Annotated in this window: 15 protein-coding genes and 1 pseudogene; 9 read left to right on the top strand and 7 right to left on the bottom strand. The window is 73.8% G+C overall.

Annotation, left to right across the window (positions count from 1 at the left end; translation table 11 throughout):
• The first annotated feature begins 166 nt into the window (after positions 1–166).
• From ACFVQZ_RS30885 to ACFVQZ_RS30870, 4 genes are all read left to right on the top strand, one after another.
• Positions 167–469, top strand: coding sequence for a hypothetical protein (locus tag ACFVQZ_RS30885; protein ID WP_030497256.1), 303 nt, complete (start codon positions 167–169; stop codon positions 467–469).
• Complete coding sequence (locus ACFVQZ_RS30880) at positions 466–1,635, top strand: class II histone deacetylase (RefSeq protein ID WP_383628029.1); 1,170 nt, start codon at positions 466–468, stop codon at positions 1,633–1,635. Before ACFVQZ_RS30885 ends, ACFVQZ_RS30880 begins: the two co-directional genes overlap by 4 nt.
• A gap of 92 nt (positions 1,636–1,727) precedes the next feature.
• Positions 1,728–2,462 (top strand): thioesterase domain-containing protein, encoded by a 735-nt coding sequence (locus tag ACFVQZ_RS30875; RefSeq protein WP_321193346.1) that lies wholly within the window; start codon positions 1,728–1,730, stop codon positions 2,460–2,462.
• Complete coding sequence (locus ACFVQZ_RS30870) at positions 2,459–4,057, top strand: MFS transporter (protein ID WP_383628026.1); 1,599 nt, start codon at positions 2,459–2,461, stop codon at positions 4,055–4,057. Before ACFVQZ_RS30875 ends, ACFVQZ_RS30870 begins: the two co-directional genes overlap by 4 nt.
• Before the next feature lie 230 nt (positions 4,058–4,287).
• Here ACFVQZ_RS30870 and ACFVQZ_RS30865 read toward each other — a convergent pair whose 3' ends face one another.
• The gene (locus tag ACFVQZ_RS30865; RefSeq protein WP_030497252.1) at positions 4,288–4,719 is read right to left on the bottom strand and encodes a VOC family protein; all 432 of its coding nucleotides are present in this window, start codon (positions 4,717–4,719) and stop codon (positions 4,288–4,290) included.
• A 167-nt stretch (positions 4,720–4,886) separates the two neighbouring features.
• Between ACFVQZ_RS30865 and ACFVQZ_RS30860 the strand changes: the two genes are divergently transcribed.
• A complete protein-coding gene (locus ACFVQZ_RS30860) occupies positions 4,887–5,261 on the top strand; it encodes a VOC family protein (RefSeq protein WP_383628024.1) in 375 nt (124 codons plus the stop codon).
• A gap of 64 nt (positions 5,262–5,325) precedes the next feature.
• Here ACFVQZ_RS30860 and ACFVQZ_RS30855 read toward each other — a convergent pair whose 3' ends face one another.
• Positions 5,326–5,916: a TetR/AcrR family transcriptional regulator gene (locus ACFVQZ_RS30855; protein ID WP_383628022.1), complete on the bottom strand. Its 591-nt coding sequence runs from the start codon at positions 5,914–5,916 to the stop codon at positions 5,326–5,328.
• Positions 5,917–6,204: 288 nt separating this feature from the next.
• On the opposite strand from ACFVQZ_RS30855, the pseudogene ACFVQZ_RS30850 reads away from it, so the two are divergent.
• Positions 6,205–6,407 (top strand): annotated as a pseudogene (locus tag ACFVQZ_RS30850) (MBL fold metallo-hydrolase); the annotation flags it as partial.
• Positions 6,408–6,429: 22 nt separating this feature from the next.
• On the opposite strand, the gene ACFVQZ_RS30845 reads toward ACFVQZ_RS30850, so the two are convergent.
• On the bottom strand, positions 6,430–6,657 hold the full coding sequence (locus ACFVQZ_RS30845; protein WP_030497249.1) for a 4Fe-4S domain-containing protein: 228 nt from the start codon (positions 6,655–6,657) through the stop codon (positions 6,430–6,432).
• Positions 6,654–7,847 carry a cytochrome P450 gene (locus ACFVQZ_RS30840; RefSeq protein ID WP_383628020.1) on the bottom strand — a complete coding sequence of 398 codons (1,194 nt, stop codon included), beginning with the start codon at positions 7,845–7,847 and terminating at the stop codon, positions 6,654–6,656. The genes ACFVQZ_RS30845 and ACFVQZ_RS30840 overlap by 4 nt, the downstream gene beginning before the upstream one ends.
• 471 nt (positions 7,848–8,318) lie before the next feature.
• On the opposite strand from ACFVQZ_RS30840, the gene ACFVQZ_RS30835 reads away from it, so the two are divergent.
• Positions 8,319–8,666 carry a hypothetical protein gene (locus tag ACFVQZ_RS30835; RefSeq protein ID WP_383628018.1) on the top strand — a complete coding sequence of 116 codons (348 nt, stop codon included), beginning with the start codon at positions 8,319–8,321 and terminating at the stop codon, positions 8,664–8,666.
• A gap of 1 nt (position 8,667) precedes the next feature.
• On the opposite strand, the gene ACFVQZ_RS30830 is transcribed toward ACFVQZ_RS30835, so the two are convergent.
• On the bottom strand, positions 8,668–9,180 hold the full coding sequence (locus ACFVQZ_RS30830; RefSeq protein WP_030497246.1) for a GNAT family N-acetyltransferase: 513 nt from the start codon (positions 9,178–9,180) through the stop codon (positions 8,668–8,670).
• Between the two features lie 89 nt (positions 9,181–9,269).
• Between ACFVQZ_RS30830 and ACFVQZ_RS30825 the strand changes: the two genes are divergently transcribed.
• Complete coding sequence (locus ACFVQZ_RS30825) at positions 9,270–9,506, top strand: DUF6479 family protein (RefSeq protein WP_030497245.1); 237 nt, start codon at positions 9,270–9,272, stop codon at positions 9,504–9,506.
• An 86-nt stretch (positions 9,507–9,592) separates the two neighbouring features.
• Here ACFVQZ_RS30825 and ACFVQZ_RS30820 read toward each other — a convergent pair whose 3' ends face one another.
• The gene (locus ACFVQZ_RS30820; protein ID WP_030497244.1) at positions 9,593–10,669 is read right to left on the bottom strand and encodes a mechanosensitive ion channel domain-containing protein; all 1,077 of its coding nucleotides are present in this window, start codon (positions 10,667–10,669) and stop codon (positions 9,593–9,595) included.
• 298 nt (positions 10,670–10,967) lie between these two features.
• On the opposite strand from ACFVQZ_RS30820, the gene ACFVQZ_RS30815 reads away from it, so the two are divergent.
• Entirely contained in the window at positions 10,968–12,398 is a 1,431-nt protein-coding gene (locus ACFVQZ_RS30815) for a serine hydrolase domain-containing protein (protein WP_383628081.1), read from the top strand.
• A 19-nt stretch (positions 12,399–12,417) separates the two neighbouring features.
• Here the strand turns inward: ACFVQZ_RS30815 and ACFVQZ_RS30810 are convergent, their stop codons facing one another.
• A complete protein-coding gene (locus tag ACFVQZ_RS30810; RefSeq protein ID WP_030497242.1) occupies positions 12,418–12,816 on the bottom strand; it encodes a hypothetical protein in 399 nt (132 codons plus the stop codon).
• Positions 12,817–13,350: the final 534 nt, after the last annotated feature.

Genomic DNA, 13,350 nt, shown 5'->3' with positions numbered 1-13,350 from the left:
CCGCGCGGCTCCGCCCCCTCCCGGGGACCGGAGGCCACCGCACACCCGCACCGGCCCGTGCGCCGACCGACGCACGGTCACCGCACCGCTCACCGTCACCGCACCGGCCGGCGCACCGACCGACTGACGTGCCGACCGATGTACCGCGACCAAGGGGGATTCGACCATGACCGACACAACGGCGTTCTTCGGAGCGGTTCTGAAGACCATCGCCTCCACCCGCAACAACGGCAGCGACCCGGCGGCGTTCGCGTCCGGCGTGGCCGAGCCGACGGCGCGCATCCGCGCGCTGGAGAAGGAGATCGGCGAGAGGGGCCTGTCCCCTGCCGAGGCCGAGGAGATCCTCCGCCTGCTGGAGACGACGCTGCGCACCAAGCGCACGCCCGACGAGGAGCGCGAGTACTACCTGCAGTACATCGAGAAGGCGTCCGGCGTCAGCCGCGCCTCGCTGGGAGTGGCCGGCTGGTGAGCGGCTCCCGTCTCGCGTGGTTCAGCCACGAGATCTGCTTCTGGCACGACCCAGGCGCCGGTTCGGGGTACGTGCCGGTCGGGCCGGGCGTCGAACCGCTGCGGCAGTTCGCGGTCGACCCCGACCTGCGGCGTGCCGAGGGGCTGGTCAAGGCGACCGGGGTGATGGACCACTACACCGCCCACACCCCGGCGCCCGCCACCGACGAGGAGTTGCTCCTCGTGCACGTGCCCGGCCACATCGAGCGGGTCGAGGCCGCCTCTGCGGCCGGCGCGGGCGACGCCGGCGTGTACGCGCACGTCAACTACCACAGCGCGCGGGCGGCCAGGCTCGCCGCCGGGGCCTGCGTCCAGGCCGCGACGGGCGTCCTGGACGGACGGTTCGACCGCGCCTACTGCCTGGTGCGCCCGCCCGGCCACCACGCGGAACCCGACCGGGCGATGGCGCTGTGCCTCTACAACAACGTGGCGGTGGCCGCCCGCGCGGCCCAGCGCCACGGGGCGCGGCGGGTGCTGATCCTCGACTGGGACGTCCACCACGGCAACGGCATCCAGCGCACCTTCTACGAGGACCCCGACGTCCTGTACATCTCCGTCCACCAGGACGGGCTGTTCCCGGCGGCGTCCGGTCTCGTCATGGAGACCGGCGCCGGCGCGGGGGCGGGCAGCACGCTCAACGTGCCGCTGCCCGCCGGCTCCGGCCACGGTGCCTACCTGGCCGTCATGGAGCGGATCGTGGAGCCCGCGGCCCGCGCCTTCGCCCCCGACCTGATCCTGGTGGCGGCGGGCGTGGACGCGGGCGGCCACGACCCGATGGGCCGGATGATGTGCACCAGCCGGACCTTCCACACCATGGCCTCGGCGATGTGCCGGCTCGCCGACGAACTGACCGGCGGCCGGGTGGTGTTCGCCCACGAGGGCGGCTACTCGGCGTGGTACCAGCCGATGCTGGTGCTCGGTACGGCCACCGCGATCGCCGGGCTGCCGGCGCCCGAGGACCCGTTCCTGCACTCCCTGGAGCACCTTCCGGGACAGCGCCTCCAGCGCCACCAGGAGCGGGTGATCCGGCACCTGGAGGAGCACCACCCGCTGCTGACCGGCCGCCCGGCGGACGGGCGGCCCGCGACGGCCGGACACGCGGTGTCCGGGGACGCGGGGCCCGGATGAGCGGCTGGTGGATGAGGGCGGGCAGCGGTGCCCGCCGTACGGCCGCAGGCGGCCCGGGGCCCGTGCCCCGGGCCCGCCCGCGGTTCCGGCTCGTGGCGCTCCCGCACGCCGGCGGGTGGCCGTCCGCGTTCCGCTCCTGGTGGCAGGTGCTGCCTGACGACGTCGAGTGCGTCGTGGCCCAGCTGCCCGGCCGGGGCGCGCGCATCAACGAGCCGCTGGTGAACCGGGTCGAGCCGATGGTCGACGCCCTCGCCCGCGAGCTGGCCGAACTGGAGCCGCTGCCGTATGCGGTGATCGGGCACAGCTTCGGCAGCGTCCTCGGCTACGAACTGACCCGCGCCATGGAGACGAAAGGGCTGCCCCCGGAGCTGCTCGCGGTGTCGGCGCGGCAACCACCGTGCTTCCCCAGCGAACCGCCCTTCGCGCACCTGCGGACCGATGCGGAGCTGCTGGAGCACCTGACGGACATCGGTGGGATGTCGCCGGGGCTGATGGACCGCGCCGACCTGGTCGGCCCGTCGCTCCGGGCCATCCGCGCCGACCTGGAGGCGATGGAGACGTATCGGCGGCCCCGCTCCGGCGTCCGCGTCCCGATCTTCGCCCTGAGCGCGGTGGACGACCCGGTGGTGATCGGTGACCGGATGCACCTGTGGTCGCTGGAGACCTCCGGCGGCTTCGCACACCGGACGTTCCACGGAGGTCACTTCTACCTGTACGCCCCTGCCAACGCGGCGGCCGTGGCGGCGCTCCTGCTGCCCGGCCCCGCCGCGCCGCTACCGGCGGCGCCTCCCGACCCCCTGCCCGGCATCCGAGCCGGGCACCGATGAGCACGACCCCGAAAGGACCCCCCTTGACCACCAACACCGACACCCCCGCGCAGGCAGGGCCACGCGAGTGGCTGGGCCTGGCAGTCCTGGCGCTGCCGACCCTGCTGCTCTCCATCGACGTGAGCGTGCTGCACCTCGCCGTGCCGCACATCAGCGCGGCTCTGGACCCGTCCGCCTCCCAGATGCTGTGGATCATCGACATCTACGGCTTCCTGATCGCGGGCTTCCTGGTGACCATGGGCACCCTGGGCGACCGGATCGGCCGCCGGAAGCTGCTGCTGATCGGCGCGGCGGCGTTCGGCGTCGCCTCGCTGGCCGCCGTCTTCGCCAACGACCCGGTCACGCTGATCGCGGCGCGGGCGGCGATGGGTCTGGCCGGGGCCACGCTGATGCCCTCCACGCTCGCCCTGATCATGAACATGTTCCACGACGCCCGTCAGCGCGGTGTGGCCATCGCCGTCTGGGTCACGATGTTCTCCGTGGGCATCGCGCTCGGTCCGGTGGTCGGCGGTGCCATGCTGGAGTACTTCTGGTGGGGCTCGGTCTTCCTGCTCGGCGTGCCGATCATGGCGCTGCTGCTGGTGGCCGGTCCCCTGCTGCTCCCCGAGTACCGTGACGAGCAGGCCGGCGGCCTCGACCTGACGAGCGCCGCGCTGTCGCTGGCCGCGATCCTGCCGGTGATCTACGGCCTGAAGGAGATCGCCAACGACGGCTTCGGGGCCGTCCCGGTCGCCGCGGTCGTCGTGGGCCTGGCCGTCGGGGCGCTCTTCATCCGCCGGCAGCGCTCCCTGGAAAGCCCGCTGATGGACCTGGCGCTCTTCCGTACCCCCACGTTCCGCACCGCGCTGGTGACGCTTCTGCTCAGCATGCTCGTGGCGGGCGGCACGTATCTGATGGTGACGCAGTACCTCCAGCTCGTCGGAGGCCTGACGCCGATGAAGGCGGGCCTGTGGCTGCTGCCGGCGGCGTTCGCGCTGATCGTCACCGCGGTGGTGTCCCCGATGGCGGCGAGCCGCTTCCGGCCCGCGTACGTCGTCGCGGTCGGCCTGGCCGTCTCGGCGGTGGGCCACCTGACGCTGTTCCTGGCCGACAGCTCCTCGGGCATCACCCAGGTGGTCATCGGCTTCGCCTTCGTGTACGCGGGCGGCGGTCCGCTGATCGCGCTGGGCACCGACATCGTGGTCGGATCGGCCCCGCCGGAGCGGGCCGGCGGCGCGGCCGCCCTGTCGGAGACCAGCACCGAGCTGGGCATGGCGCTGGGCGTGGCGCTGCTCGGCAGCCTCAGCGCGGCCGTGTACCACGCCGGGGTGAAGGTCCCTCAGGGGGCACCGGAGTACGCCGGGGACACGCTGGCCGGCGCGGTCGACGCGGCGCGGGGCCTGTCCGCGGAGGCGGCCTCCGGCTTGCTGGCCTCGGCCCGGGACGCCTTCACCGACGGCCTGAACATCATCGGCGGCATCGGGGCGGTCGTGGCGGTCGGCTCGGCCGTGCTGGTGGCGCTCGTCGTGAAGCTGCCCCCGACGGGCGCGGGCGAGGGCGCCGGCGACTCCGAGGGCGCGGCCGACGGGGCCGCCCCCGTCGGTGTGGAGGGCTGACACAAGCCGTCCGTCCCGCCCGGAAGGGCGACCCCGAGTCCGGCCCGCGTCACGACGACGCGGGCCGGAACCGTCATGCGGTGGCACCAGCCCGGCGCCGTACGGGGCGCGGCAGCAAGTCCGGCCGCGCCCCGGCAAGCCACCCGGGTACCACCCCGGGCCCCGCCCCAGCGGCACCTGCACCGCTGCCTTGTACCGTGGCACACCCCCACCCCCGACCTCCCACCCCGCTACTCGACCCCGTCCTGATAGGCGTCGACGTACTCACCCGACGGGGGGATGGGCGTAATCACGTCCACCAGGACACCGCCCGGGGCGGCCACGATGAAGTGGCGCTGGCCGAACGCCTCGCTGCGCAGGTCGAGTTCGACCGGGAGGCCGGCCTCCCGTACCAGCCGGGCGTACTCGGCGTCGACGTCGGCCACCTCGAAGTTGAGGAGGAGGCCCGTGGCGGGCCGCCGGTACCCCTCGGGCACGGTGGGGTGGCCTGCGGAGACCAGGGCCAGTTCGTGGTGTGGCGGCTCGAGCCGGCGCAGGCTGACGTACCAGTCACTCGTGTAGGTCGTCTCGAACCCGAAGTGTGTGCGGTAGAAGGCCACGGACTCGTCGATCTGCTCGGTGCAGAGGACCGGATAGAAGCTGGTCAGGGCGGAGGACGTCATGGTGACACCGTTCTGCGTGGGACATCGGTCGTTCCGTCCCAACGAGCCCAGCGCCCCCCGCGTCACGCCGCCGCGTGACGTCTCCGCCAGTCGCTCGTTGAACCTGTGGAAGTGAGATTGACATACCGTCGGTATGTCTCTAGCGTCATCTGACATACCGTAGGTACGTGAGCGGAGTCGTGTCCATGCTGACCAGCTTCAGTCCGGTGATCTGCACCTCGCGCATGGACGAGACCCGCAGTTTCTACGCGAGACTCTTCGGCTTCACCGCCGCCCATGCGACCCCGTGGTACGCCGCGCTGGTCCGCGACGGGCAGCGGCAGCACGAGCTCACGCTCCTCGACCACACCCACCCCGCGCTGCCCGAGGCCCTCCGCACGCCCGTGCGCGCGGTGCGGCTCACCGTGGCCGTGGCGGACGGGGACGCGGCGTGGGAGAGGCTGGCCGCCCATGGGGCCGTGGAGGGCGCGGAGCAGGGGGAAGGGCGGCGCGTCGTCATCGTCGACCCCAACGGGGTCCGCGTCGACGTCGTGGCGGCCTGACCGGCGCGCGGCGCCGGGTGGGGGGAGCACCGCGGGGCGCCCCGACGGGGGGCGCCGCGCAGGGTCACCTGGTGCGCAGCGCTTCCAGTATCCGGGTCAGCGCCTGGCGCGTGGCGTCCAGATCGGCGGCGTCCTCCGACACGGCCAGCCACAAGGCGGCCTCGTTCATCGCGCCGGACAGCAGATGTGTCAGCGGTGCCACCGGCTGGGCCGGGATGGTGCCCTCCAGGACGAGCGCGGTGAGGGCGTGGGCCAGGTGGCGGCCGGAGGTGGCTTCGGTCAGCGCTCGCCAGCTCCGCCAGCCGAGCACCGCGGGTCCGTCCACCAGCATGATCCGCTGGACGGAGGGGTCCGTGGTGGCTTCCAGGAAGGCGTGGCAGCCGGCCGTGAGCTGGCTCCAGGAGTCCTGCTGCGCGTCGGCCGTCGCCGCGACACGGGTGGCGATCTCTTGCTGGACCTGCTCCAGCACGGCCTGGAAGAGCGCGGCCTTGCCGCCCTCGAAGTGGTGGTAGAGCGCCCCCTTGGTGACGCCGGCCGCCTGGACGACCTCCGACAGGTTGACGGATGCGTAGCCCTGGGTCGAGAAGAGCCGTCGGCTCTCGCGCACCAGTGCCTTCCGGGTCTGTTCGCGCTGCTGTGCCCGGACCCCGGTCATCGTGCACCCCCGTCTCGACCTGTCGGAACCTCCTGCACACGGTACTTCGCGGCCCTCCGGACCAGCGACCGCGTTCCGCGGCACCCAGCCTCCCCCCTCCGGAGGCGGAGCCGCACGGCCGGCGCGCCTGAGGCGCCGTCAGTCATGCCAGGAGTATGTCACTTCGAGCCATCCGGCGAAATATGCGTTGCCCACCCGGCAAAGCCGCCCCACCATCCCCCTCGGGACCGGCTGGGCCAACCAGCCGCCTGGACGAGTAAGTCCGAAGTCTTCGCGCGCATGAAGCGCCTCGACCTCCAGGGCGGCGCCCCGTCCGGTGCCCTCCTGCCGATCCACTGGGCGACCTTCAACCTGGCCCCGCACGCGTGCCCGCGGAGGTGTGGTGGTGGACGGTCTCCCGGCCGATCGCCCGCCCGTGGCGCCGGCCGGAGCCGGCACCGGCTCCGGTCCGGGCGCCCGAGTACGATTTCGACCTGGCGGGCGACCGCTGACTCCCCTGAGGGGCCCGGGCCCTCAGTCCTCCGCCGCGTCCGGCCGGTGGACGGTGATCGCCCCGGCGGGGCAGAGGCCGGCGGCCATCCGCGCGGCGGCGCGGTGGGCGGCCGGCGGCTCGGGGGCCAGCAGGAGCACGAGGCCGTCGTCGGGGTCCTGGTCGAACACCTCGGGGGCGGTCATGGCGCACATGCCGGCGCCGATGCAGCGGTCGCGGTCGACGCCCAGGCTCGGCGTCCCGCTCGTCACGACGCGTCCCAGGTGACCGGGAGGCTCTTCACGCCGAAGATGTCCGCCGTCTCCGGCCGCAGGGCGACCTCCTCGGCCGGCACGGCCAGGCGCAGCGTCGGGAAGCGGTCGAGCAGGGCGCGGAACGCGACCCGCATCTCGACGCGGGCCAGCTGCTGCCCCAGGCACTGGTGGATGCCGTGGCTGAAGGCCAGGTGCCCGCCTGCCGGCCGGCTCAGGTCGAGGGTGTGGGGGTCGGGGAAGCGGTCGGGATCGCGGTTGGCGGTGTGGTACGAGAGGACGACCGTCGTCCCGGCCTTGATGGTCTGGCCGCCCAGTTCGATGTCCTCCAGCGCCGTCCGGTGGAACGTCTTGGCGACGCTCAGGTACCGCAGCAGTTCCTCCACGGCGCCGTCGGTGAGCGACGGATCGGCGCGCAGCGCGGCGAGCTGCTCCGGGTTCCGCAGCAGCGCGAAGGTGCCGAGGGACAGCATGTTCGCGGTGGTGTCGAAGCCGGCGGCCAGCAGGATGAGGCTGATGCCCTTCAGCTCCTCGTCGGTCAGGTCGCTGTCGGTGAGCTCGCTGAGCACGTCGTCGGTGGGGTGCGCGCGCTTGGCGGCCACCAGCCGCTCCAGGTACTCCTGCGTCGCGGTGTACGCCGCGATCAGCTCCTCGTCGCTGACCTCGCCGCCCATGAACGCGTCGATCTGCTCCTGGAAGGACGCCCGGTCCTCGTAGGGCACGCCCAGGATCTCGCAGATCACGATGGTGGGGATCGGCTTGGCGAACGCCGTCACCAGGTCGGCCGGCGGCCCGGTCTTCTCCATGGCGTCCAGGCAGGAGGCGGTGATCTGCTCGATCCGCTCGGTGAGCATCCGCATCCGCCGGACGGTGAACCTGCCGATCAGGGGCTTCCGGTAGCGGCTGTGCTCCGGCTCGTCCATGAGCAGGAACTCGCCGGGCGGCGCCGGCGGAAGCGTGAAGTCGACCACGTTCATGAGGTCCTTGCGCGCGCTGAAGCGCGGGTCGGCGAGGACGGACCGCACCTGGTCGTACCCGGTGATCAGCCAGGCGGACTGGCCGCCGGGGTGGGTGTAGCGGCTGAGCGGGCCGTGCCGGCGGGCTTCGAGCAGTTCGGCCGGCGGGTCGAAGGGGCAGCCGGGCTGCCGCTCCGTCGGCATGGTCGTGAGGGTGTGCACGGACTCGCTCATGAGCGTTCCCCATCTCGTGATGCGATGCGTTTCCTTTCCGCTGAACGCTACGTTGCGTTCAGGAGGGCGGTCAATCGCCTTGTCGCATCAACGCAGTTCAGGAAAGGGGAATTGATGCAATGGGCTGGAGGTGAAGGCAACGGTGCCTGGCGGAGGGTGGCGGTGGTGGAGTGCGGCCCGGTCCGGCGAAGCCGTCGGCCTCGGGGGTGGGTGTCCGGGGTGTGAGACGGGTTTCCCGGAGGGTGGGCGGTCGTGGCAGGATTCCGGCATGCAGCGGCGGCTCATTACCAGCGCCCGCGTGCCGGCACCGAGCTGAGCCGGAGGCGACCCCTCCCGGCCGGACCCACCGCCCGCGCGCAGACCTCTCGTGTCCACGAGGGGTCTCTTTTGTTTCCCCGGCCGGCCGATCCGGCAGGACCGGACACACCCCCTGGACACCGGAACCCGGAACCCTTGGAGCAGGAACACCCCATGGCATACGACAACGGTTCAGCCCCCGCCTCGGCCCCCGTTTCCGTCTCCGCCGACGCCGACGCCGACGCCGACGCCGACGCCGACGCCCGCGCCCGCGCCCGCGCAGCCGAACTGTGCACGGTCGTCGTCTCGATCCGGGACACCCCCGGGGCGCTCGCGCGGATCGCCGCCACCCTCTCCAGCACGCCCGTCCTGGCGCTGGCGTACCGCGTCACCGGCGCGGAGCGGGCGCTCGCCGAGATCCGGCTGCCGAGGGCCCACGCGACCCGCGCCCGCCAGAAGCTGAGCCGCATGGTCGACGCCACGTCCGTGTGGGAGCCGGAGCCCGCCGTCCCCGCGCGCTGAGTCAGCGCGGCAGCTCCGAGGCCAGCAGGTCCATCAGGAGGCCGTCGTGCCAGGTGCCGTCGGGCCCCCGTTCGTACTGGCGCATCACGCCGACCGGGCGGAAGCCGGCCTTCTCGTAGCAGCGGATCGCCGCCGCGTTGTCGGCGGCCGGGTCGATGACGAGGCGGTGGTGGCCGTGGTCGTCGACGAGGTGGCGGGCCAGCGTGCGCACGGCGTCCGTGCCGAGGCCCCGACCGTGCACCGACGGGTCGAGGAACAGGTCGATCCCGGCGTGCCGGTAGTCCGGCTCCTCCTCCGCGTACCACTGGATCATGCCGACGATCCGGTCCTCGTACCGGATCGTCAGGCAGTGGGTGTCCTCGTCCGCCAGGTCCTCGGCGACCTCCGCCGCCAGGTCGTCGCCGCCGCGCCAGCGGGCCCGCACCTCCGGGGTGGCGCGGACGGCGGCCAGCGCGGGGACGTCGCCGGGGACCGAGGGACGCAGGACGACGGAGGTGCCGTGCAGATCGCTCATGCGCCCCAGCCTGCCCGACGCGGGGCCGACGGGACGAGGGGTTTGGCGCGGACGGGACGGGAGATACGCGGCGTATGACTTGATTCCTCCTGTCCTCAGCCACCGGCGGCCTCGCGTCCGCCGGATCCAGCGCGCTCGGCTTCGCCCTCGCGATCGGCGTCGTCGTGGTCGCCCTGCTGCTCGGAGCCTTCTGGTGGGGCTCCCGGCGCACGGCCCGCCGGCGGCGGCCCGTCGGCGACCCCACGCGGCAGCAGCCCCGGGCGCCCCGCGACGACTCCTGGTCCACCCCCGACGAGCGGCGGGACGGCGGCGACGGGAGGGCCTGACCGCCGCGCCGAACCGCCGGGCCCGGCTGCGGGCCCGGGCCCGGCGGTGACGGCGGCCTCCCGGCGCGGCCGGGAGGCCGCCCGCGTCAGTCGGCCGCCCGGCGCGGGGCCGGAGCCGGAGCGGGGGCCGCCGGGGCCGGGGCCGTCGCGATCCTCGGCAGTGCCGCCGGCTGTTCCTGCGCGAGCCAGCGCACCAGTTCCTCGCGGACCGCGCACCGTACCGTCCACAGGTCGTCGGCGTCCTTCGCCGTGACGATCGCGCGGACCGTGATGCCGGTGGGGGAGGTGTCCGTGACGGCCAGGTCCCACGCGCGCCCGTCCCAGCCCGGGCACTCGTCGAGGAAGTCCCGCAGGTGCGCCCGGAGCCGCGGCACCGGGGTGGCGTGGTCGCAGTGGAGGAAGACGGTGCCCGTCATCTCGGCGCCGCCCCGGGACCAGTTCTCGAACGGGCGGGACGTGAAGTACGACACCGGCAGCGTCACCCGCCGCTCGTCCCAGGTGCGCACCGTGAGGAAGGTCAGGGTGACCTCCTCGACGAGGCCCCACTCGCCGTCGACGACGACCGTGTCGCCTATCCGGACCATGTCGCCGAAGGCGATCTGGAAGCCGGCGAAGAGGTTCCCGAGCGTCGACTGCGCCGCCACGCCGGCCACGATGCCGATGATGCCGGCCGAGGCGAGCAGCGACGTCCCCAGCGTCCGGAAGGACGGGAAGGTCACCAGCGCCACCGCGCAGGCGATCACCCCGACGGCCACCGACACGACCCGGGTGATCAGCGTGACCTGCGTCCGCACCCGGCGCACCCGCGCCCGGTCCTGGGTGTGCGCGGCGTAGCGCGCGAACGAGGACTCCACCAGCGCGGTGGCGAACCGGACGGTCAGCCAGGCGCCGGCGCCGATCAGGCACAGCACCCGGAGCCGGGCGACCGGGCCGTCGGGGTCGAGCGCGGGCGCCCACTCGGTGAGCGGCGCCGCCCATCCGAGCAGCACCGTGAACAGGACGACGAACAGCGGGGTGCGGCACCGGCGCAGCAGCCCCCACAGCGGAGTGCCGGGGCGTCGGGCGTCCGCGCGCCGGGCCGCGAGGTCGGCGGCCCGCACGACGGCGTACGCGACGAGCGCGGAGCCGCACAGGGCGATCATCAGCCGTAGCGAATTCTCCATGTCCCCCGCCTGACCACCGCCGCTCCCGTCAAACAATCCCGGGACCCGCGGGGCGCCGGGGGCACCCGGTACGTCGCGGACCGTCCGCGGGGCCGTCCGGCACCGGGTCGTCCGCCACCGGAACGGAGGATTTCCCGGCGCGCGCGCCGCGCCGGGAACCCTTTGCCGCCGGGGACCCTCATGATCGGTAGGCGCGGGGGCACGGGCCGGAGTCGTCGGCGCGTGTGCCCGGTCCGCCCGGCGGCCACGGCAGGCGTGCGCCGCGAACTCCCCGTGACAGCAGAGGATTTCCGTGCTCCTGACCTCCCACCGCGGCCTGACGCGCCGTCGCCGGCTGACCGCCGGCGCCACCCTGGTCGCCGCCCTCGCGGCCGGACTCGCCCCGGCCGGCGCCGCGAACGCCGCACCCCTCGCGACCCCGGCCCCCGCCCCGGCCGCGAACCCGGTCGCCCCTCCGGCCACGGACCACGCTGGCGTGCCGGCCCCGGCCCCGGCCCCCGCCCCGGCCACGGACCTCGCCACCGCCCCCGCCTCCGCCCCCGCGCCCGACGTCGCCGGCATCGCCGCCGCGCTGAAGTCCGCGATGGCGAACGGCGCTCCGGGCGCGATGGCCCGCTTCTCCGGTCCCGGTGGCGTCGAGAGCGTGACCGCCGGCGTACGGGACCGGGCGACGGGCGCGGCGATGGACGTCCGGGCCCGCTTCCGGATCGGCAGCGTCAGCAAGACGTTCTCGTCCGTCGTGCTGCTCCAACTGGTCGACGAGGGAAGGATCGTGCTCGACGAGCCGGTCAACCGCTACCTGCCCGGGCTCCTCCCCGACGACCGGATCACGGTCCGCCACCTCCTCACCCACCGCAGCGGCCTGGCGGACTACACGAACGCCATGTTCGCCGACACCGTGCCGGGCTTCGAGGCCGTACGGAACCGGGTGTTCACCTACCAGGAGCTCGTGGACCTGTCGCTCGCCGAGCCGCGCACCACCGAACCCGGCGCCGCGTACCGCTACTCCAACGCCAACTTCGTCGTCGTCGGCATGCTCATCGAGAAGCTCACCGGCAAGCCAGTGGACCGCGCCTACGAGCAGCGGATCATCAAGCCGCTGAAGCTGCGCGCCACGTCGTACGTCCACCCCGACACCCGCATCAAGGGGCTGCGGGTGCGCGGCTACCTGCACCCGGACGCGGCGGGTGAGCCGCTGGTCGACTCCACCGAGCAGACCGTCTCCTGGGCCCAGTCGGCCGGCGCCGTCCTCTCCAGCCCCGCCGATCTGAACACCTTCACCAGCGCGCTGATGCGCGGACGGCTGCTCTCCCCGGCGATGCTGGCGGAGATGACCACGGTCTCCCCGACCGACGCGACCAACACCCGCTTCTACGGGCTCGGTCTGCGCCGGTACGACCTGTCCTGCGGCACCCAGGTCTTCGGCCACACCGGCACCGTGCAGGGGTACTACACGTACGCCTTCTCGACCCGCGACGGCGAGCGCAGCCTCGCAGCGGTGGCGAACACCTCCAACCACGGCGCCGCGAACACGGCCCTCGGCGGCACCCTGGAGGCCGCCTTCTGCGGCCCGAAGCCGGCCCCGTCCGCGGCCCCGTCCGCGGCCCCGTCCGCGCGCACCGCTCCCGAGGCCGCGACGTCCGCCCGGTCCGGTGCCGCCGCGTCCGCGGTGACCGACGCCGACGGCGCGCCGCGGCCGGCGGAGCGGGACCTGCCCGAGCGCCACTGATCCAGTGGGCCGCCCCCGGTCAGGGGGCGGTACGGGGGAGGGCGCGGGGCCCGGCGCACCGGGCGCCCGCCTCCTCGACCCGGCGGCGCAGCTCGCGGTCGGCCGTGATCACCAGGCACGGCCGGCCGTGCGCCTCCCGGGCGAGCTCGGCGATCAGGTCGTCGCCGCTGCCGGCGGCCTCCGCCACCCGCACGCCGGGCACGGAGGCCACGCCGCGGGCCCGCCCCTCGACCACCAGCACGATCTCGTACGGCCCCGGCCACGGTCCGTCGACCGGGCCGCCGTCCGCCGCGAGCCGGTCCCGCAGCCGCTCGGCGGCCCCGCGCCGGTCGCGCCACCACCCGTCCGGCACGGAACCCACGACGTTGGCCCCGTCCACGACGAGCAGCGGACGGGACGCGGGCTCTTCGCTGTTCATGCCCCCAGGATGACAGCGCGGCGCGGCCGGCGCCGCAGGCGGTCGCGGTGCGGCCGGTTCCGCTCTGACCGACGGTGACGTCCGCGGGCCGTGCGGGCGGCGCCCCGGGTCCGGACGGCACCGGGGGCGACCTTTGCGGAATCCTTCACGCTCTGTGACGAAAAGCGGGTTCGACGGCCGGATCCGTGCCCTTCCGGGGATTCCGCTCGGGGGCGCGACGGGCGCGTTTGCGCAGCCGAGCGAGGTCAATTGGCCTCTCCATCCTCATTCGTACGATTCCGCTCCCGACAACTCTCCTGCCACGAAGGCGACTTTCGGCCAATCGATATCAGCCGCCCGGAGTGGCGCCGATACCAGACTCCGCAGGTCTACGGGCAGGTTTGCCAACTGAACACCGCACATGAACGGTTGACGACTACCCTGTGTGGTCGGTGATCATCGGTAGGCTCATCGCACCCGCCGACCTCACCGGCGACCCCCCGTACCGACAGACCCCCGGCCCCACCCAGCACCTCCTCACCCCCCGTAGCACCG

Origin of the sequence: Streptomyces sp. NPDC057854, assembly GCF_042797055.1 — a bacterium.
In the GTDB taxonomy this organism is placed as follows: domain Bacteria; phylum Actinomycetota; class Actinomycetes; order Streptomycetales; family Streptomycetaceae; genus Streptomyces.
Note: the sequence above shows the minus strand (reverse complement) of the source record. Positions and strands in the feature narration are given on the sequence as shown.